Source organism: Psychromonas hadalis ATCC BAA-638 (assembly GCF_000420245.1).
In the GTDB taxonomy this organism is placed as follows: Bacteria; Pseudomonadota; Gammaproteobacteria; order Enterobacterales; family Psychromonadaceae; genus Psychromonas; species Psychromonas hadalis.
Genome location: NZ_ATUO01000001.1, coordinates 11,912 through 33,614 on the forward strand (window position 1 = coordinate 11,912; position 21,703 = coordinate 33,614).

General features: G+C 38.8%; 16 protein-coding genes. 13 read left to right on the top strand and 3 right to left on the bottom strand.

Annotated features, from left to right (window positions below):
• Positions 1-105 precede the first annotated feature (105 nt).
• From recC to G322_RS23155, 7 genes are all read left to right on the top strand, one after another.
• Positions 106-3,561: an exodeoxyribonuclease V subunit gamma gene (gene recC / locus G322_RS0100050; protein ID WP_022939762.1), complete on the top strand. Its 3,456-nt coding sequence runs from the start codon at positions 106-108 to the stop codon at positions 3,559-3,561.
• Complete coding sequence (gene recB, locus G322_RS0100055; RefSeq protein WP_022939763.1) at positions 3,561-7,136, top strand: exodeoxyribonuclease V subunit beta; 3,576 nt, start codon at positions 3,561-3,563, stop codon at positions 7,134-7,136. The genes recC and recB overlap by 1 nt, the downstream gene beginning before the upstream one ends.
• Entirely contained in the window at positions 7,136-9,190 is a 2,055-nt protein-coding gene (gene recD / locus G322_RS0100060; RefSeq protein ID WP_022939764.1) for an exodeoxyribonuclease V subunit alpha, read from the top strand. The genes recB and recD overlap by 1 nt, the downstream gene beginning before the upstream one ends.
• Before the next feature lie 20 nt (positions 9,191-9,210).
• Positions 9,211-9,822 carry an MSMEG_1061 family FMN-dependent PPOX-type flavoprotein gene (locus tag G322_RS0100065; RefSeq protein WP_022939765.1) on the top strand — a complete coding sequence of 204 codons (612 nt, stop codon included), beginning with the start codon at positions 9,211-9,213 and terminating at the stop codon, positions 9,820-9,822.
• A gap of 2 nt (positions 9,823-9,824) precedes the next feature.
• On the top strand, positions 9,825-10,292 hold the full coding sequence (ybaK, locus tag G322_RS0100070) for a Cys-tRNA(Pro) deacylase (RefSeq protein ID WP_022939766.1): 468 nt from the start codon (positions 9,825-9,827) through the stop codon (positions 10,290-10,292).
• Between the two features lie 71 nt (positions 10,293-10,363).
• The gene (locus tag G322_RS0100075; RefSeq protein ID WP_022939767.1) at positions 10,364-10,978 is read left to right on the top strand and encodes a MarC family protein; all 615 of its coding nucleotides are present in this window, start codon (positions 10,364-10,366) and stop codon (positions 10,976-10,978) included.
• Between the two features lie 15 nt (positions 10,979-10,993).
• Positions 10,994-11,161 carry a hypothetical protein gene (locus G322_RS23155; protein WP_156873886.1) on the top strand — a complete coding sequence of 56 codons (168 nt, stop codon included), beginning with the start codon at positions 10,994-10,996 and terminating at the stop codon, positions 11,159-11,161.
• Between the two features lie 13 nt (positions 11,162-11,174).
• On the opposite strand, the gene G322_RS0100085 is transcribed toward G322_RS23155, so the two are convergent.
• From G322_RS0100085 to G322_RS0100095, 3 genes are read right to left on the bottom strand one after another with little or no spacing between them, the layout of a single operon-like run.
• Positions 11,175-11,540, bottom strand: a complete 366-nt coding sequence (locus tag G322_RS0100085) for a VOC family protein (protein ID WP_022939769.1) — start codon at positions 11,538-11,540, stop codon at positions 11,175-11,177.
• 15 nt (positions 11,541-11,555) lie between these two features.
• Entirely contained in the window at positions 11,556-11,930 is a 375-nt protein-coding gene (locus tag G322_RS0100090) for an ATP-binding protein (RefSeq protein ID WP_022939770.1), read from the bottom strand.
• 11 nt (positions 11,931-11,941) lie between these two features.
• Complete coding sequence (locus G322_RS0100095; protein ID WP_022939771.1) at positions 11,942-12,571, bottom strand: histidine kinase; 630 nt, start codon at positions 12,569-12,571, stop codon at positions 11,942-11,944.
• Positions 12,572-13,103: 532 nt separating this feature from the next.
• Between G322_RS0100095 and tig the strand changes: the two genes are divergently transcribed.
• The 6 genes from tig to G322_RS0100125 all read left to right on the top strand — a co-directional run bounded on the left by tig (position 13,104) and on the right by G322_RS0100125 (position 21,543).
• Positions 13,104-14,414, top strand: a complete 1,311-nt coding sequence (tig, locus tag G322_RS0100100; RefSeq protein ID WP_022939772.1) for a trigger factor — start codon at positions 13,104-13,106, stop codon at positions 14,412-14,414.
• Positions 14,415-14,544: 130 nt separating this feature from the next.
• Positions 14,545-15,165, top strand: a complete 621-nt coding sequence (clpP, locus tag G322_RS0100105; RefSeq protein ID WP_022939773.1) for an ATP-dependent Clp endopeptidase proteolytic subunit ClpP — start codon at positions 14,545-14,547, stop codon at positions 15,163-15,165.
• A 14-nt stretch (positions 15,166-15,179) separates the two neighbouring features.
• Positions 15,180-16,460 carry an ATP-dependent protease ATP-binding subunit ClpX gene (clpX, locus tag G322_RS0100110; protein ID WP_022939774.1) on the top strand — a complete coding sequence of 427 codons (1,281 nt, stop codon included), beginning with the start codon at positions 15,180-15,182 and terminating at the stop codon, positions 16,458-16,460.
• Between the two features lie 150 nt (positions 16,461-16,610).
• On the top strand, positions 16,611-18,971 hold the full coding sequence (gene lon, locus G322_RS0100115; RefSeq protein ID WP_022939775.1) for an endopeptidase La: 2,361 nt from the start codon (positions 16,611-16,613) through the stop codon (positions 18,969-18,971).
• 177 nt (positions 18,972-19,148) lie between these two features.
• The gene (locus G322_RS0100120) at positions 19,149-19,424 is read left to right on the top strand and encodes an HU family DNA-binding protein (RefSeq protein ID WP_022939776.1); all 276 of its coding nucleotides are present in this window, start codon (positions 19,149-19,151) and stop codon (positions 19,422-19,424) included.
• Positions 19,425-19,644: 220 nt separating this feature from the next.
• Entirely contained in the window at positions 19,645-21,543 is a 1,899-nt protein-coding gene (locus tag G322_RS0100125) for a SurA N-terminal domain-containing protein (protein WP_022939777.1), read from the top strand.
• The last annotated feature ends 160 nt before the right edge of the window (positions 21,544-21,703 follow it).

Consider the following 21,703-nt stretch of genomic DNA (forward strand, 5'->3'; position numbering starts at 1 on the left):
TTTTATCAATAATTCTTACTAATAAAAACAGCGCATTAGCGCTGTTTTTTTTTGTGTTTTTTGTATACTTACCAGCATCTCTCCCGATATATAAGGCAGGTGCTTGTGTTTCAAGTTTATCATTCTAATCAACTTTCTCTTTTAAAAGATCTGCTTGTTGCGCTGATGCAGCAATCTCCCCTTGAAAATCCCTTTGATAATGAAACCGTGTTGGTACAAAGCCCCGGCATGGCGCAGTGGTTGCAACTTGAGATAGCGAGTTCAACAGGGATTAGCGCCAACATTGATTTTCCTTTGCCAGCCAGTTTTATCTGGCAACAGTTTAAACAACTGCTTAATGACGTGCCTGAAAGTAGCCCTTTTAATAAGATGTCGATGACGTGGCATATTATGCAACTGTTACCTGAGTGTTTACAGGATGATGATTTTTCTGCATTGAAACGCTATCTTGAAAATGACGGTGAATGTCGTAAACGTTTCCAGTTGAGCCAAAAAATAGCGGATATATTTGACCAATATTTAGTGTATCGACCTGAGTGGATCGACAGCTGGGATCAAACAACAGAGAGTGAAATTAGCGAGTGGCAAGCTGAAAACCCTAAAGCAACACCGTTATGGATAGAGGAGCAACGTTGGCAAGCGAAATTATGGAAAAAGCTTAGTGATAAAATTGAGTTGAATTTTAGCGAGCAGGGTAAAGCTTATCATCGTGCAGGCTTGTATAAAGCCTTTTTAAGCAAGCTTAACAGTGCAGATAAACTCACCCATCTACCTAAACGTATTTTTGTTTTTGGTATTTCTTCATTGCCTGAATCTTATCTGCAGGCGCTATTAGGTTTATCAAAGCATTGTGATGTGCACTTTTTATTAAATAATCCTTGCCGTTATTATTGGGCCGATATTGTTGATCCTAAACTGCTGGCCAAACGTTTTGCTTTAAACCGCCAAAAATTAACTGTGACGCAGGGTAAAATTAAAAACCTCAATGATTCTAGTTGGCAAAAAGATGAAACACATCGAACATGGGCGCTCAGTGAAGATGAATTCAGTGAAGTGGGTAATCCATTACTTGCTTCGATGGGAAAAATGGGCCGTGATTTCCTTTATCAGTTATATAGCCTTGAGCAAAACGAGATTGATGCTTTTGTGGATATTAACCGTGATAGCTTATTGCACCACATCCAAGCGGATATCTTAGACTTACAAGATAGCAGTCAAGCGCTGAGTTTACAGGCTGATAAACACATTGTTATCGACAAAAATGATCATTCGCTGAGTTTGCATTTAACCCACAGTATTATGCGTGAAGTTGAAGTGTTACACGATAATTTGCTCACTATGCTCAGTGAAGATAGTGAATTGACCCCCAAAGATATTATAATTATGGTGCCTAATATCGACCAGTATGCACCTTACGTACAAGCGGTGTTTAGCAGTGTTGAGGGAAACCGTCGTATTCCATTCACTATTTCTGATATGAGCGCGCAACAAGAAAATCCTATATTAGTCAGTTTTTTACAGTTGTTAAACCTGAATCAAAGCCGTTATACCCGCGAAGATATCCTCAGTTTGTTAGAAGTGCCTGCGATTTTACAGCGCTTTAAACTCTCTCAAGCAGACTTTGTACTGTTACAAAAATGGATCAATGAGAGTGGTATCCGTTGGGGGCTCAATGAGCGCAGCAGTGAGCAGTGGGACTTGCCTAAGCTTTCACAAAATAGCTGGTTATTTGGTCTAAAACGTATGTTACTCGGTTATGCAATGGGTGATGAGCTGTTTGCAGATATCTCTCCCTATGATGATATTGAGGGATTGCAGGGAGAGTTGCTGGGTCGTTTTATCGATTTTATCGAGGTTTTAATTGCACTTGAAGTGCGCTTGAAATCTCCCTATCAGGCATCACAATGGCAAGCTTTTATCTACCAACTCATTGATGATTTTTATCTTGAAGATGATGAAAACAGTGATCTGTTTACCCTTATTCGTGAGCAGGTTGATAAGTTAGTGACGGGCACAACGGATGCACAGTTTGATGAGCCTATTTCACTGTTTGTATTGCTTGAATTTCTTAATGATAACCTTTCTGCACAGTCTAATAGTCAGCGTTTTTTAGCGGGACAAGTGAACTTTTGCACTTTGATGCCGATGCGCTCTATCCCGTTTAAAGTGGTGTGTCTGTTAGGCATGAACGACGGTGTTTATCCACGTAATATTGTGTCGATGGGGTTTGATTTGATGGCAGGTCATCGAAAACGTGGCGACAGATCTCGCAGAGAAGAGGATCGTTACCTGTTTTTAGAAGCCTTATTATCAGCACAAAACCGTTTGTATATCAGTTATATTGGCCGAGATATTAATGATAACAGTGAAAAAATGCCGTCGGTATTAGTGGCTGAATTACTTAACTATTGTACGCAAAGTTTTGTTTTAGCCGATAATCTTAATGATAAAAGTAGTGTTGCCAGTAAGATGCTATTAAAAGCTATTTGTAAAAATTATCCGATGCAAAGCTTTAGCGAGTCTTATTATATGGGTGGTGTTAAAACCTATAACCCTGTTTGGTGGCAAGCGATACAAACTGAAAAAAGGGTAGAAAAAACAGATAAAGAGGATCTGTTACAAACGATTCCACTGGCAGAGCCTTTGATTGAGGTGCAACTGTTACACCTGAAACAGTTCTTAAAACATCCTTGTAAAACATTTTTTAATCGCCGTTTAGACATCTATTTTGAACTTGATACACATGAACAAGATAACGATGAGCCTTTTTCATTGGATAACTTACAGCAGTATCACCTTAAAGAGCAACAGTTTGAAACCGCGCTTGAAGGGCGCTCTCTACCTGATTTGTTTGAAGGGATAAAAGCCACTGGGGAGTTACCTGTGGCCGAGTTTGCACCTTTAGCTTTTAATCGTGATTTACAAGCGATGAAAGATCTGGCTGATATTACCGCTGGTTATTTTGTTGGTGAGATAGAAACCGTTACGGTGGATATACAATTCGCTGAAAAACGACTATTAGGTGAGCTAAGCGATCACTGCGAAAATGGTCTAGTGCGTATTAAAACAGGGGGCATAAAAGGCAAAGAGATATTAACTTTGTGGCTTGAACACCTTTGTTACTGCATTACCCACGGTGAAAACCTCAATTCAACGCTACTTGGACAGGGCAGTGGTATCTATTTTGAAGAGGTGCCCGCCGATTATGCCTATCAACGTTTAAGTGAACTCATTGAGTTATATGAACAAGGGTTGCAACAGCCTCTGCCTTTTTTCATTCAAAGTGCATTTGCATGGTGCACCTTTGTTAATCTTCAACAGCCCGATTGTTTTGTACTGGCTGATCTCGATTTTGAAACACGCGCCGAAGCGCAAAAAGAAGCGTTAAAAATATTCGATAATAATCGTGGTTTTAGTGAGGGAAGTGATCCCTACATCAGCCGTGTTTATGACAATTTAGAAGATCACTGGTTAGAGTTTGAGATGATCGCTTTTAAAGTATTTAAACCAATTTTAAGCAATATTAGCACCATTGAATATTCAGCAATGGAGGATCAGTGATGAATAATCCCATTAACAACAGTATTAAACCACAATCATTAGACGCGTTAACGTTTCCCTTATACGGCATGCGTTTAATTGAGGCCTCAGCGGGCACGGGAAAGACCTATACCATTGCGAGTCTGTTTATTCGACTATTATTAGGTCACGGCAAAGAGAATGCGCACCACTGTGCATTAACCGTAGATAAAATTTTGGTGGTTACCTTTACGGAAGCTGCTACTGCTGAGCTACGTAGTCGTATTCGTGAACGTATTATTGATGTGCGTTTAGAGTTTATGCTCGGTACAAGTGGTGATACGTTTATTCAAACATTGATCGATCAAAGCGACGATTTAGCGATTGATATTCGTTTATTACGTTTTGCTGAGTTGCAGATGGATGAAGCTGCTATCTATACCATTCATGGTTTTTGTCAGCGCATGTTGATGCAAAATGCTTTTGAATCGGGCGCACTGTTTCAGCAAAATCTATTAGAAGACGATAGTCAATTATTGTTACAAGCAAGCAATGATTTTTGGCGTACTCATTTTTATGATCTCTCTATTCCACTCACTGAGCTTATTTTTGATTATTGGCAAACACCAGAAGCGCTTAAAAATGAATTACGTAGTTGGTTATCTCGTGCGGATTTACAATTTCTGCCACAGATAAATGATTTTGATTTTAAAGCAAAATATGAGAAAAGTTTAAAGATCATTGAGCAATTAAAAAATAATTGGCTTGAAAGTGAAGATGATTACTTTGATATTATCAGTCACTCTGATGTTTCTAAACGCAGTTATACCAAGAAGAATCTGCCCGTGTGGTTAAAAGAGATATCGCAGTGGGCATTTCAAGAGAGTAATGAGTTAGCACTACCTAAAAACTTAGTGAAATTCTCACAAAAAACACTAGATGAAAAAACCGCTAAAGGCGCTACACCGAAGCATAAGGTGTTTAGTGAAATTGAAGAGATTCTTGCTTTAGACCTGTCTATTAAAAATACCTTGTTAATAAAAGCAACCCATTGGGTGCGTGCGCACCTTAAAAAAAGCAAACACAGTCAAAGTTTATTAGGTTTTGATGATCTGCTAATCGGGCTTGATAATGCCCTACAAAACTCGCCTGAAAATCATCTTGGTGAGCAGATTCGATCTACTTACCCGATTGCTTTGATTGATGAGTTCCAAGATACCGATCCTGTGCAATACCGTATTTTCCAAACTATTTATCAGCAAGATGAAGAAAGCAAACATTCAGGCTTATTCATGATTGGCGATCCTAAACAGGCAATTTACAGCTTTCGTGGTGCAGATATCTTCACCTATATGAAAGCGCGTCAAAACGTTAGCGCGCATTATAGTTTAGATTTCAACTACCGTTCCTCGCCTGAAATGATCGATGCCGTTAATCATTTTTTTGAATTTTGCCCTGCGCCTTTTATTTATGAGCAGGATATCCCTTTTTTACCGGTGCAAGCGCCAACCATTAAACGTAAAAAGCTGGTGGTGAAAAATGTGGATGATCCGACTCAAACTGCGCTGCAATTTATTCACCCTGTGGGGGGAGAAAATGCCGAGGGATTCAAACAGTCGATAACCTTTGGCTGTGTGAACGAGATAAAAAACATATTGATGCTTGCCCAGCAGGGTAAAGCTTATTTAGAAAATGAGAAGGGTGATAAAAAACCAATCTGTGCTAATGATATTGCGATATTAGTGCGCACAGGTAAAGAGGCGAGTTTAATTCGTAAAGCCCTGTTAGAGGAAAATATTAACAGTGTTTATCTCTCCTTAAAAGAGAGTGTCTACGCAACACCATTGGCAAAAGATCTGCTTTATATTTTAAAAGCATGTTTAAACCCAGAAGATGAACGTCTACTGCGTAATGCGATCGGTTGCAAACTGTTCGCGCTGAGTCCTCTTGATATTCATCAACTGCTTTTTGACACCAAAGAGTGGGAGCAAAAAATAGCGCAATTTTTTAACTACCAAGCATTATGGAATAAAAGTGGTGTGTTGGTCATGTTACATAAGTTGTTTCATGAGCAGGGCATCAATCAGCAGTTATTAAAAGAGCGCAAAGGTGAACGTCTACTTACGGATCTATTACACCTGTGTGAACTGTTACAAAAAAACAGTGCCGAGCATGACGGCGGATTTTCACTGTTACGTTGGTATGGCGAACAGGTTACACAAATCAGTGGCGATAATAGTGAGCAAAAACAGCGTTTAGAGAGTGAAAAGGATCTGGTTCAGGTAAGTACGTTACATAAATCCAAAGGATTAGAGTACGACATTGTGTTTATGCCTTTTACGGGGTTATATCAAAAACCACGCGATTGTCTGTATCACGATCCTAATCAAGATCATCAACTGTTTTATGATCTTGAAAAAGATAAAAACCACTTCGCGCTAACGGAAAAAGAGCAGCTAGCGGAAGATCTGCGTCTTTTGTATGTGGGTATTACGCGCAGTGTTTACCGCTGTTATATCGGTATTAGTAGTTACAAAACAGGGCGCGTAAAAAATAGTCCCTTGGCAAAAAGTGCCTTGGGTTATATCTGTTTGCAAACAGACAAAGATTTGCTTGCGGGTGACACAGTGGGGTTAAACAGTCATCTACAGAAAATGTGTCAACGTAGTCATAATATTTCAGTGCGCACAACACCCGTTGAAAATGAACTGCCCTATCTGGTGCAACAGGGAGGGGGAACATTGCAACCGCCCGCCACTTTTACTGCAAAGATAGAGCGTAACTGGTGGATCAGTAGCTACTCTTCCTTGTCACGTTTTCATACGGGCAGTCATGGCGTTGTTACACCGCCCCGAGAGCCAATATTAGCCGAGTCTATCTTCATTGAGACAATAAAAAGTCCCTTTAGTTTTCCACGAGGTGCAAAACATGGTTCATTTTTACATCTTTTGTTTGAGCTTATTGATTTTCAAAACAGTGATGAAAATGCGTTAACCCTTATTATTGAGGAGCAACTAAGCAACCACCTTTACGACGATGTTGAATTGTGGACGCCTATTTTAGTGCATTGGTTTAAGCAAATTTTAGCCTTTCCATTAACAGAAAAGTTTGCTTTAAAGCAGTTAAAACCTGCGCAGAAAAAAGTGGAGATGCCGTTTTTTATCGATATGAAACCACTGCATGCTTATCAAGTAAATCAATTGATAAAGCAGTTTGATCCCCTCTCAAAACGTGCGGGAGAGTTACAATTTCAAACGGTGCAAGGTTTCTTAAAAGGTTTTATCGATCTCACTTTTGAGTTTGAGGGCAAGTATTATATTTTAGATTATAAATCGAACTATTTAGGGGATGAACTCAGTGATTATCAGCAAACTAATATTGACAATGCGATGATCGAGCATCGTTATGATTTTCAGTATCAACTGTATACCTTAGCGCTACATCGTTTACTGCGCACGCGATTGCCTGATTATGATTATCAAAAACATATTGGTGGTGTTTTTTACACCTTTATTCGTGGTATGCAGGATGATAAAAACAGTGGCGTCTATTTTAACAAGCCTGATTTCGCGTTGATTGATGGGTTAGATAAGCTGTTTAGTGGGGAGAGTTACTGATGTTAAAAGAATTAAAAAAGTGGAAGGAACTGGGATTATTACGTGCGATTGATGTTCATTTCGGGCAATTTATTGGTGAGTTAGGGGCAGATAACTTAACCGTGTTAAGTGCGACTTTTTGCAGTGAATATCTGGGCTTGGGTCACGTTTGTTTACCCCTTGAGCAGATCACCAAACAGCTTAATGAAAAATGTTTTAAAACAGAAACAGATCTGCAAAGCTTCTGTGAGCAGCATGATTTGAGCTGTTTATTACAAAATGGTGCAGAATTACACGCCGAGTTACATGCAAAACTGGGTAACTCATTGTGTGTTGGTGAAAAAGCCCCCCTTACCTTAGAGCATGGTGCACTGTATCTGCGTCGTTATGCGCTGTTTGAACAACTGATTGCAGATAAATTATTACATCAACCAGAAATTATGATCATGGGAGATGCAAAAACAGAGTTAGATAAACTGTTTACCATCAATTATAACTATATTTACCAAGCTTGGATAAAGGATAAAAGCCAATCTTTACCACTATTATGTGAAAAATATTTAGATGTTTTGCCACAAAAAAAGCTCGATTGGTCGGCGATTGAAAACTGTTTTTTGCAGGCAAATAGCGCGCAAGAGCTTTCTTTTTTAGAAACACTCATCCCAGAAACTGCTCGTTGTGATTGGCAAAAAGTCAGCGCGGCTTTAGCACTGACCAGTGCGCGCTGTGTTATCTCAGGAGGCCCTGGTACAGGTAAAACCACGACGGTGACTAAACTGTTAGCACTTTTATTACAGGTGCATGAAAACATGATCATCAAAATGGTCGCCCCCACAGGTAAAGCTGCTGCCCGTTTAACCGAGTCGATCACTAATGCGCTGAGTAGCTTGGATGTTGAGCAACATATTAAAGATAAAATCCCAACGCAAGCGAGCACGATTCACCGTTTATTAGGGGTGCAGGTAAACAGTAACCATTTTCGTTTTAATGAAAATAAACGTCTGCACTTAGACTTGTTACTGGTGGATGAAGCGTCAATGGTGGACTTACCCTTAATGGCAAAACTATTAATGGCATTGCCTGAGCATGCGCGTTTAATTTTACTGGGAGATAAAGACCAATTGGCTTCCGTGGAAGCGGGGGCAGTGTTAGGAGATATCTGCGCGTTTATCAACTCAGGTTATAGTGAGCAAAAAGCCCAACAGTTAGCAGAATTAACAGGATTTGATAGTTTGCTCTCTCAAACTACAAATAGCGCAGGCATGGCTGATAAACTGTGTTTATTAAGAAAGAGTTATCGCTTTGATCAATACTCAGGTATCGGTTTTTTAGCTTCTGCCATTAATCAAGGTAAAGCGAGCAGTAAAGCTGTGCTTGCGCTGTGTGAAAAATATAATGATGTTAACCACTATGCTAATAATGACAGTAGTTTGGCATTATTAAGTGAGATGACAATTACGGGTTATCGTTGTTATCTAAGTAATATCAAACAGATCCGTGCCGATAACCGTGATCTTGCCAAACAGCTTTTAAAACAATTTAGCCAGTTTAAAATACTCTGTGCCATTCGAGAGGGTGAGTGGGGCGTTGCAGGATTAAATAATCTTGCCGAAACGGCACTTATCAGTGCAGGGTTAATTACCCTTGCTAATGGTGGCGATCAACTTGTTAGCCGATGGTACATTGGGCGACCAGTGATGATAACGCAAAACAACTATCATCTAGGCCTTTATAATGGTGATATTGGCTTGTGTTTATTGGATGAAAATGAGCAACTACGCGTCTATTTTCAAATGAGTGACGGTGAGATAAATGACTTCCAACCGAGTCGCTTACCCAGTCATGAGACCGTATTTGCCATGACCGTACATAAAAGTCAAGGCTCTGAATTTGACCATACCGTGTTAGCCTTGCCACAAACGCAGGTCGCGGTTGTGACTCGCGAGTTAATTTATACGGGTATCACACGCGCTAAAAAACAGCTCACTTTGTTTGCAGATTTAACCATCATGTCACGTGCCATCAAAGATAAAACGCTGCGTTTTAGTCGTTTGATCGAACGTTTAAAAAACTAAATGAAAAGGGATAAAAGAGAATGTTTGAGATAAAAACAGAACAAGAATTACGTGAAATTATCGGGTCTGCAAATCCGATGGCCAGCAAAAAAATATATCCTTTTTTGAATGAACGTATGGTTAATTTTATTGAAAAATCACCTTTACTGATGTTATCGACGGTGGATCAATTTGGTTTTCCTACCATCTCTCCTAAAGGTGACAAAGCAGGGTTTGTACAAATCGATAAACAGGGGCGATTATTGATTCCTGAATTGCGTGGCAATAAACTCGCTTTTTCACTGACTAATATATTACAACACCCTCAAGTCGCGTTATTTTTTATGGTGCCGGGCAGTTTAGAAACCTTGCGTATTCATGGCGAGTGTCGATTATTAACGGGTGAGTTATTGTGTAAAAAGCTGGCTTCACACTCCCATAATGCGCTGTTAGTGTTAGAGGTAACGGTAAAAAATGCCTATTTTCATTGTGCTAAAGCATTATTACGCAGTCAACTTTGGCAGAGCGCCACATGGCCAGAGCCTATTAAAATCTCTTTTGGCAAAGAGATTGCAGAAAATAGTGGTGCAGATGATGCCTTTATTGAACAGGTCGATAAGGCTGTTGCAGGTCGTTATGTGACGGATCTATAACCATGACACCAGCGACAAAACTACTCAAAAAACAAAAAATCCCGTTTACTGTTCATCACTATGAGCATGAGAAAAACAGCCTCTGTTATGGTGTAGAAGCGCTTGAAAAAATGGGCGTTGCAAGCCAGTTAGTGTTTAAAACACTGGTAGTCTCGCTTGATAACGGGCAATTAGTGGTGGCTATTTTGCCTGTGTCTGAAAAGCTAAGCATGAAGTTAGTGGCTAAAATATTTTCTGCTAAGAAAGCACAGATGGCCGATAAAAACGAAGTGTTACGTTCAACGGGTTATGTGCTTGGTGGTGTGAGCCCAATTGGTCAGAAAAAACGTTTAAAAACAGTCATTAATAGCAGTGCTTTTGAGTTTGACAGTATCTTTATAAGTGCAGGAAAACGCGGTTTGGAAGTTGAGTTAACTCCACTTGATCTACAACAAATATTACAAGCTGAAAAAGGAAGTATTTGCCTATAAAATATTCATTATGCTGATTGAAAAACTATGTTACCCTCGCATTTTTAATCCCCTTTTGAGAGACTACAGTCATGATTGAGCAGTTTTTTTCACTGTATTTAAAAATATTTTTTATGATGACCCCCTTCTTTGTTTTGTCTCTGTTTTTAACCATGAGTAAAAACTTGACTAAGCCTGAGAAAAAACAGGTTATTTTAAAACTCAGTATTGCGGTCATGGTGGCAGGTTTAGTCTTTTTATTGTTTGGGAAATATATTTTTAGCCTATTTGGTATCACTTTAGATGCGTTTAAAATTGGTGCGGGTACGGTATTGTTTTTAAGTGCGTTAGATATGATCCGCGGTGGTAATGATGTAGAAAACAGTGAAGCAAGAGGCAGTGATTTTAGCCGTAATGATTTTGCAGTTGTGCCACTAGCCATACCAAGTGTCGTTGGCCCCGGTATGATAGGCATCTTAATGGTAATGGGGGCGGAGATGTCTGGTCCTGTAGATACAGTACTGGTGATATTTTCTTTACTTGCTGCTGTTCTTTCACTGGCAGGTGTATTGTTTATCTCGAATAAACTACAACATTTAATGGGTAAGCAGGGATTAGAGATTTTACCTAAAATAACCGGGTTGTTTGTTTCTGCCATCGGTGCTCAGATTATCTTTTCGGGGATACAAGGCTTTTTTAATCTTTGATAAAGCCGGTTTAAAATGAAAAAATTAACAGGGAAATGGCGTTTGTGGATGGATCGTGGTGTGGAGGTCCAAGTGCAAGAAGATCAAAATGGGCAACTTGTTTGGCGTGAAGCTGGCGCGGATGATTTACTTGAACGTTTGAAGTTTAAAGTAAAGTGGCAATTTGTTGGTTGCCACGATTAAAATCCACCGTTAATTAACAGATGCCTGTTGGTAATTTGGCCTCTGACCAAATTGCATACTCATTGCCGTTAGGATCTGTAAAATGAAAGCGAATTCCACCTGGAAAAGCAAACAGGGGTTTAACCACTTCACCGCCCGCTCTAATGATATCACTCTGAGTCTGAGTAATATTTTCACTGTAGAGCACGGGTAATATAGAGCCTGTTGCTGTTGTACACGTTAAATCTGTGTGGAAATAAAAACCACCATTAACACCCGCTCCTCCAAAAACCATGTACTCAGGGCCGTAATCTTCAAATGTCCAACCAAACACACTAGTAAAAAAATCTTTGGTTATTTGCATGTTTTTACTTGGGATTTCTAGATAATCAATTTTCATTTTTTTGCTCCTAATTTAAGATTCATTTAATGGTATTGTAATTTGTACGGTTGCACCTTGATCTGGCTCCAAAATTGTAATGGTTGATAAAGGGTGATGTAGCTGTAATCGTGCTTTAATATTTTTAAGTGCCACGGATTGATCACTTGCTTTAACATCATCAAAACCGATGCCATCATCACTGACTTCAATAATTAACTTCATTAGCTCACTTTTAATGGTTAAGTTAATTACCCCTTGGTGACCTTGAGGAGCTAGCCCATGTACGATAGCATTTTCAATTAAAGGTTGGATTAATAGCGGCGGTAGCATTTGTTCTTTCAGTTTTTCATTAATACTTTCAATAAAACGAATATAGGGAAAGCGTGTTTGTTGAATAGCAATATACACATTAATCAGTGCTAATTCATCGCCGACTGTACCTCTGAAGTTTGTGTTAAAGGTAGCGTTTGACGCAGAAAAAAGGTGTAATCGGTTAATAGATGTTGCGCTTTTTTCGGTTCACTAAGAATATATTGTTTAATATTGTCGAGGGTATTAAATAAAAAGTGAGGGTTGATTTGTGCTTGTAACAGTAATAATTTATTTTCTTGTAAGGTTTTTTCACTTACTGAATTTTCACTTTGCTCATGAATTAATTGTTTTTTTGCCTGTATTTTGTTGTCTTTATAATTAAAAAGTGTCATCACTGGCAGTGTAATGATAGCCACTAAGATGGTCAGTTCAGGCAATGTAATAAAATCGTGTAAAAAGTTAATGCCTATAAAACTTGCAGGGAGAACCGGCACCGGCAGAAAGTAGTAAAGTTTTCGGTAATCTTGTTTAAAAGGAGGGTATAAAACTTTTGCGCTTTGAATAATGGTTACAATGGTTAGACCAATACTTTGTGAGGCTAAAAATTGTGTCACAATATCGATATTGGAATTTAAAATAAAAATAAAAATGACAATAACGCAGTTGATAATAAAGGTGATTTTCACCGATTGTACAATCTCTTGCACATCTTCCTTGGTGATGATTACATGTTCCATATGCCTCTCTACTTGTTACTCCATAATTTATATTTTATTGATTTATTGACGAGGTTGCAACTTTATATCTCTTTAAATTTATGTAGATGTACGTGGCTAATCGTTAGTTTTTCATCAAGTTGATAAAGTATTAACGCTAATCTGTTTGTTGTTGACGATGAATAGGCAATAATTATTTTTGGTCTAACTATTTTTCAGCACATGGGATATTTTGTCGAATAAACATGTTACTTCAGTTGTAACTACTTATTTATACAGTGGTAACTGCTGGTTTATTGTTAGGCTAAAGTGAATCATAATTAAAAACAGTCATGAAAATGTGAGGCTGGTGATGTGTAAAACTCGACTCTTATAAAAAGCTTGTCTATAATGGCGCGTCTTAAATTTCATCAATTAAATTGATTTTTAGTTCTTAACAAGAAATACAGTTGGCTTTTTTGTATTGCCCCTTGTAATCTCACTGTTTGCCCATATTAATAGCAACAGATTAAGAGTTTTAAAAATATTAACGTAAAAGAATAAAGGAAATAACATGCAAGTTTCTGTTGAAGCATCACAAGGTTTAGAGCGTACACTTACTATCACGGTTGCTGCTGAGCAATTTGAAAAAGAGTTTGATGGCCGTATTCGTCAATTATCAAAAACACAACGTGTTGATGGTTTCCGTCCAGGTAAAGTGCCTGTTTCTGTTATCAAAAAACGTTTTGGTGCTGCTATTGAAAATGAAGTTGCTGGTGAAGTAATGCAACGTAACTTTTTTGAGGCGATTGTTGCTGAGAAATTAAACCCAGCTGGCGCGCCAAAAGTTGCACCTAAAGCGCGTAAAAAAGGTGAAGAGTTTACTTTTACTGCAACATTTGAAGTTTACCCAGACGTGAAATTAGCGGAACTTGCTGAGTTAACGCTTGAGAAAGAGACTGCTGAAGTAACAGACGCCGATCTCGATAAAATGCTTGATACGCTACGTAAGCAACACGCTACATGGTCTGATGTTGAAGTCGATTCAGTTGATGGCAACCAAGTAACGGTTGATTTTGAAGGTTCTATCGACGGTGAAGTGTTTGAAGGTGGTAAAGCGGAAGGTTTCCAAATCGTACTTGGCTCTGGTCGTATGATTCCAGGTTTTGAATCTGGCATCGTGGGTAACAAAGTAGGTAGCGAGTTTACTCTCGACGTTAACTTCCCAGAAGATTACCACGCTGAAAACCTAAAAGGTAAAGCAGCACAATTTGTCATTAAACTAACAAAAGTTGAAGAGCAAATTTTACCTGAAATCACAGAAGAGTTTGTTAAAAAATTCGGCGTAGAAAGTGGCGATATCGAAGCACTTAAAACCGATGTTAAACAAAACATGCAACGTGAGCTTGAGCAAGTACTTAAAAACAGTGCAAAAGATGTTGTATTAACAGCATTAGTTGCGGGTAACGAAATTGAAGTGCCAAAAGCATTGATTGAAGGCGAAGTGACCATCCTGCGTAAACAAGCAATGGAGCGTTACGGTAAACAGATGGATCCTAAAAACCTACCTGAATTACCGGCTGAATTGTTTGCAGAGCAAGCTGAAAAGCGTGTTAAAGTAGGTCTTTTATTAGGTGAAGTGATCAAAGGTAACGAGCTAAAAGTTGACCAAGATAAAGTCACTGCATTGATTGAGTCTGCAGCATCTGCATACGAGAATCCAACAGAAGTGATCGAGTACTACAAAAATAATAAAGAGATGATGCAAAACATGGAAAATGTTGCATTAGAAGAGCAAGCGGTTGATTTTATCATTGAAAAAGCTAAAGTAAGCGAAGTGAATAAATCGTTTGATGATGTGATGAACAAAATGGCTGCTCAATAATAGTTATTATTGAAGTAACGGTTTAAGTTTTAATGGCTCGAGTGAATCCACTCGGGCCATTTTTCATTCACTGTCTCCGTATTTTAAATACTAAGAATAGAAAATAAATCACATAAATTTAGGATAGAAAATGTCAAACCCATTTGCTGCAAATACAGATCCAATTACTAACGCGCTTATACCGATGGTTGTAGAACAAACAGCAAAAGGTGAGCGCTCTTATGATATCTATTCTCGCCTTTTAAAAGAGCGTATTATCTTTTTAACAGGCCCTGTTGAAGATTACATGGCCAACGTGATTGTCGCTCAACTACTTTATTTAGAGTCTGAAAGCCCAGAAAAAGATATTTTTATCTATATTAATTCACCGGGTGGTTCAATCAGTGCGGGTATGGCAATTTACGATACTATGCAATTCATCAAACCTGATGTCAGTACCGTTTGTATGGGTATGGCCGCTAGTATGGGCGCATTTTTATTAGCCAGTGGCGCTGCCGGAAAACGTCATTGTCAACCGAATGCAAAAGTGATGATCCATCAACCCCTTGGTGGTTTTCAAGGTCAGGCATCTGATTTTGAAATTCATGCTAAAGAAATTTTAGCGACTAAACATCGTATGAATGAGCTGTTGGCTTTTCATACAGGTAAAGATATTGAAGTGATTGCACAAGATACTGATCGCGATAACTTTATGCGTGCTAATGAAGCGGTAGAGTACGGCATTGTTGATTCAATATTAACGAAAAGATAATCAAAGGAATAAAAATGTCAGATAATAAAGGCGATAGTCTACTTTATTGCTCTTTTTGTGGAAAAAGTCAGCATGAAGTAAAAAAATTGATTGCAGGTCCTTCGGTTTATATTTGTAATGAGTGTGTGGATCTCTGTGATGATATTATCAAAGAGGAGATTGCAGAGATAGGCAATGTCTCTGAAACTGATATTACAGATAAAAAATTACCAACGCCACATGAAATTCGCGCTAATTTAGACGATTACGTGATTGGCCAAGATACTGCGAAAAAGGTGTTGGCGGTAGCTGTATATAACCATTACAAGCGTCTTAAACATGGTGATATTGCTAATGGTGTTGAGCTAAGTAAAAGTAACATTCTATTAATTGGCCCAACAGGAAGTGGTAAAACGTTGCTTGCTGAAACAATGGCGCGCTTATTAGATGTACCGTTTACCATGGCAGATGCCACTACGCTAACGGAAGCGGGTTATGTGGGTGAAGATGTTGAAAATATCATCCAAAAACTACTGCAAAAATGTGATTACGATCCAGAAAAAGCGCAACGTGGCATTATCTATATTGATGAAATTGATAAAATCACCCGCAAATCTGAAAATCCATCTATTACCCGTGATGTGTCAGGTGAAGGTGTGCAACAAGCATTGCTTAAACTGATTGAAGGAACGGTTGCTTCAATTCCGCCACAAGGTGGACGTAAACATCCAAATCAAGAGTTTATTCAAGTAGATACTTCTAAGATTCTGTTTATCTGTGGCGGTGCATTTTCTGGCCTTGAAACGATTATTGAACAACGTGTTGATACAGGTGCTGGCATCGGTTTTGGTGCAACAGTACGTGACAAAGATAGTAAAGCAACACTCAGTGAAACATTACAAAAAGTTGAACCTCAAGATTTGACTAAATATGGGCTTATTCCTGAATTTATCGGTCGTTTACCCGTGTTGGCAACCTTAACTGAACTTGATGAAGAAGCGCTAGTTGAGATTTTAACGGTGCCTAAAAATGCAATAACCAAACAGTATGCAGCTCTATTTGGTCTTGAAAATGTTGAGCTTGAATTTCGTGACGAGGCGTTAACGGCCATGGCGAAAAAAGCGATGGGCCGTAAAACAGGTGCACGTGGTTTGCGCTCTATTGTTGAATCGGTTTTATTAGATACGATGTACGATTTGCCATCTATTGAGGGTGTGAGTAAAGTCGTTGTTGATGAGAAGGTGATTAATGGTGATACCAAACCATTAATGATCTACTCGGATGAACAAACAAAACTTGTTTCGTCTGATAAATAAACAATTATTTCACTAATTGTAATAAAAGGAAGCTTTATGCTTCCTTTTTTTGTTTTTTACCTTGAAAAAATTCTTAACATCCCCAGTATCAATTGTTCAATGTGTCTTTAATTTACCTCTTTTTTAGGTAAATACTTTTCTGGGAAATTTATGAAAACTGAATCAGAGCTGCAACTAACCCTGCCTGTTTTACCACTGCGCGATGTTGTGGTGTACCCACACATGGTCATTCCACTGTTTGTTGGCCGTAAAAAATCGATTAACTGTTTAGAAGCTGCCATGGAGCAAGGAAAAAAAGTATTATTAGTGGCGCAAACTGAAGCCTCGTTAGATGATCCTAAAATGGAAGATCTTTACAGCGTTGGCACTGTGGCAAATATTTTACAACTATTAAAGCTACCCGATGGCACTGTGAAAGTATTGGTAGAAGGGGTGCAACGTGCACAGCTTATTAACAATATTGAACATAAAGATTATTTCTTTTCGGAAATTGAGTTATTAGAGAGTGAGGATATCGACCCTGAAGAGGAAGATGCACTGCTGCGCACGGTATTAACGCAGTTTGAATCTTATATTAAACTCAATAAAAAAATTCCACCTGAAGTATTAGCCTCGGTTAATGGTATTGATGAAGCTGAGCGTTTAGCAGATACCATTGCGGCGCACATGCCGTTGAGTTTAGGTGACAAACAGACCGCACTTGAGATAACTTCTATTACCGAGCGCTTTGAATTTTTAATGGCGATGATGGAAAGTGAAGAAGATATCTTAAAAGTTGAAAAACGTATCCGTACCCGCGTTAAAAAACAGATGGAGCGTAGCCAACGTGAGTATTACCTTAACGAGCAGATGAAAGCAATTCAAAAAGAGTTAGGGGAAACGGAAGAGGGGACCAATGAAAATGATCTACTCGGTAAAAAGATAGCAGAAGCGGGTATGTCAACGGAAGCCAAAGAGAAAGCAGAAGGGGAACTTAAGAAGTTAAAAATGATGTCTCCAATGTCATCGGAAGCAAGTGTTATCCGCACCTACATCGAAAGTCTCGTTAATGTCCCGTGGAAAAAACGCTCGCCTGTAAAAAAGAATATTGCTAAAGCGCAAGAGATTTTAGATGCGGATCATTATGGTCTTGAAAAAGTAAAAGAGCGTATTTTAGAGTATTTAGCGGTGCAAACACGCATCAATAAACTCAAAGGCCCTATTTTGTGTTTAGTGGGTCCTCCGGGCGTGGGTAAAACTTCTTTAGGACAATCTATTGCGCGCGCTACAGGGCGAAAGTATGTGCGTATGGCACTTGGCGGTATACGTGATGAAGCGGAAATTCGTGGGCATCGCCGCACCTATATCGGCTCTCTACCGGGTAAGATAGTTCAAAAAATGACCAAAGCAGGGGTTAAAAATCCGCTGTTTTTATTAGATGAGATTGATAAGATGGCCTCTGATATGCGTGGCGACCCTGCTTCTGCATTGCTAGAGGTGTTAGATCCTGAGCAAAATAGTACTTTTAATGATCACTACCTTGAAGTTGATTATGATCTTAGTGATGTGATGTTTGTTGCTACTTCAAACTCGATGAACATTCCAGGCCCACTCTTGGATCGTATGGAGGTGATTCGTCTTTCAGGTTATACCGAAGATGAAAAAATGAATATTGCTAAAGAGCATTTAACCGATAAACAGATTAAACGTAATGGTTTGAAAAACAGTGAGATTAGTATTGATGACAGTGCCATTATTGGTATTGTTCGTTATTATACTCGCGAGGCTGGCGTACGTGCTTTAGAGCGTGAAATATCTAAAATTTGTCGTAAAGTAGTGAAAAAAATTCTGCTTAATAAGAAATTGAAAAAAGTAGACGTCACCATTGATAATCTTAAAGATTACCTTGGTGTCCGTCGTTATGACTTTGGCAAAGCAGAAAACGCAAACCAAGTTGGCCAAGTAACGGGGCTGGCTTATACCGAAGTTGGTGGTGAGCTATTAACCATTGAAGCGACCTCAATGCCAGGTAAAGGTAAATTGAATTATACGGGTTCATTAGGTGATGTGATGAAAGAGTCGATTCAAGCAGCCATGACCGTTGTGCGTTCAAAAGCAGAGCAGTGGCGTATTAATGCTGATTTCCATGAAAAACGTGATTTGCATGTGCATGTACCAGAAGGTGCAACACCTAAAGATGGTCCAAGTGCGGGTGCTGCTATGTGTACAGTATTAGTGTCTAGCCTTACAGGTATCCCAGTACGTGCAGATGTTGCGATGACCGGTGAAATTACGTTACGTGGTGAAATATTACCGATTGGTGGTTTGAAAGAGAAGCTATTAGCCGCGCGCCGTGGCGGTATAAAAACAGTATTAATTCCATTTGAGAATACTCGTGATTTGGAGGACATTCCAGCTAATATCAAAGATCAGCTGGAAATTAAACCCGTTCGCTGGATCGATGAAGTGTTAGAGCTTGCGCTGACTGAAAGCCTAAAAGGCTTTTCAATTGAAGAAACGAAGAAAAAATAAAAAAATAGGTGATAAAACGCATAAAATAGGGGCTTGTTAGTGAGTTTTTACTAAATTCACTTGCACCTATTCGCATAGCAAAGTAGCCTAACAACCAATATGTTTTAACGTGTGTTCCTACTACTTTAGACGAAGTTACGGGGTGCACCATAATTATTATAAAATGGGGAATAAAAAATGAACAAAGGTCAACTAATCGATAACATCGCTGAAAGTGCAGACATCTCTAAAGCAGCAGCTGGTCGCGCATTAGACGCATTCATTGAAAGTGTAACAAGTGCGCTTGTTGAAGGTGATAGTGTATCACTGATTGGTTTTGGTGCTTTCTCAGTAAAAGATCGCGCAGCACGTACGGGCCGTAACCCACAAACAGGTGCACCAATCGAAATTAAAGCTGCACGAGTACCTGCCTTCAAAGCGGGCAAATCATTAAAAGATGCAATCAACGCTTAATTCGTTGTTTGCTCGACAATGTAGTAAGCGCGTCACTTGATGCGCTTTTTTTGTTTTAAGCCGAGTGTAATATTTTACATTTAGACGGATTAAAACAGCTCAGTGCATATGGACATGTACTGATTTAAATAAGTAACTATTTAATCTCCTTTAAAATTTAAAGTTGTTTTTGGCACAATGTTTTGAAAATAGTTACTTAATAACAGATAGAGAAAAAATTATGTTAGAGAAAATGCGCGAAGGCTCACAAGGGATTGCTGCTAAAATTATATTAATTGTGATTATCTTATCGTTTGCTTTAGCGGGCGTGAGCGGTTATTTAGGTGGTAGCAATGTCGCGGTTGCGGTTATTGTTAATAATCAAGAGATCACACAAGCAAGTGTAGATCAAGCTTATCAAAATGAACGTTCTCGTTTACAACAGCAATATGGTGAGCAATTTGAAATATTAGCTTCCAATCCTAATTTTGCACAGCAGGTACGAGCACAAGCAACACAAGGTTTAATTTCTGATACATTGATTGCACAAGCGATTAATGAGATGGGATTACGTGTTGGTGATGAACAGATCAAAAATGAAATTCGTAATATGACAGAATTTCAACTTGATGGTAAATTCAACAATGAACAATACTTAGCGGTGTTACGCCGTGCAAGTTATACCCCAGCACAGTTTAGTCAAAGCTTAAAAAGTGATTTAGCGCGTCGTCAACTGTTACAGATGTTAGTGGGCAGTGAATTTGTATTACCCACAGAGGTTGATATTGCAAACCAGTTACAGGCTCAACAACGCGTTGCTAAAGTATTAACAGTAAGCGCTTCTGATTTTGAAGATGTTGCTCCTGTAACAGATGCAGAGATTAGCGAGTATTACCAAAATAATAGCGCACGATTTCAAGCTGCAGAGCAAGTCAGTGTTAATTATGTCTTGTTAGATGGCAGCACATTAGTTGACCAAGTCAGCATTACAGATGCTGAAATTGAAGCATATTATGAGTCGCATCAATCTGATTATCAACGTGCTGAGCGTCGTAAAGTTGCACATATTTTAGTGCAGGGAGTCACACCTGAAGCGAAGCAAAAAGCAGAAATGATGCTTGCTGAGCTTAATGAGGGTGCAGATTTTTCTTTATTAGCAACAGAAAAATCAGACGATACTTACTCTGCTAAAAATAGTGGGGAATTAGATTGGTTTGAAGCGGGTGTGATGGATCCTGCTTTTGATAAAGCGTCTTTTGAGTTAACTAAAGTAGCACCTGTTTCAATGGTTGTTGAATCGCAGTTTGGTTATCATATTATTAAATTAGTTGATATCGAAGCAAGCGAAGCATTACCATTGAGTGATGTTAAAGTACGTGTTGAAACTGCGTTGCAAAAAGAGAAAACCAATGAATTTTATTACGAACTTTATCAGAGCTTAAGTGAAGTTGCTTTTGAGTCGCCTGATAACCTTGAAGAAGCTGCGGGCGCTGTCTCTGTTGAAGTACAACATAGTGAGCTGTTTAACGCTAATAATGCACCACAAGTGCTCGCAAGTAGAGCGGTATTGCAAACACTATTTGATCAAAATTTTCGTGAAGAGGGTATGAACTCTGAACTGATTGAACTGTCTGAAAACAAAGCCATTGTTGTACGCGTGAATGAATACAAGCAAGCAACGGTAAAACCGCTAACTGAAGTTACTGCGCAGATTAAAGCGCAACTAAGCGCACAAAAATCACGTGATTTAGCTCAGCAATTTGTGAAATCAGTCATGGTTAAACTTGAGAACAAAGAATCAATTGAAGCTGAACTTACAGAAAAAGATCTCGCCTTTAGTGCAGATCTGACTTTTGCGCGTTATACACGCGAATATGACTATCAAGTGATTCAGAAATTGTTCAAACTGGTGAAACCTGCTGAAGGTGAAGTTTCTCGCCAATGGGTTACTGCTAGTACAGGTGACTTTGCAATTATTGAACTTTCAAAAGTAATTGAAGTTGATGCAAGTGCAGATAATAGTGAAGCGAAAGCACAAATTAAAAACATGTTAGCGCGTTCAACCTCAGATGAAACCTATCAAGCATTAGTGGCTCAATTAATTGCCAATGCAGAGATTAAATATCCTGTTGCTAATTAACTTTTAGCTGTTATTTAAGATGATACTGAGGCGACTATTTTAGTCGCCTTTTTTGTAACTAGTGCCTTTGGACTTAAATTCGATCACTATTACCCGTAAAAAACTTTTAAAAATAGTGGGTTATTTTTAAAAGTAATTACTGTTATTTAAGTCTGTTGCC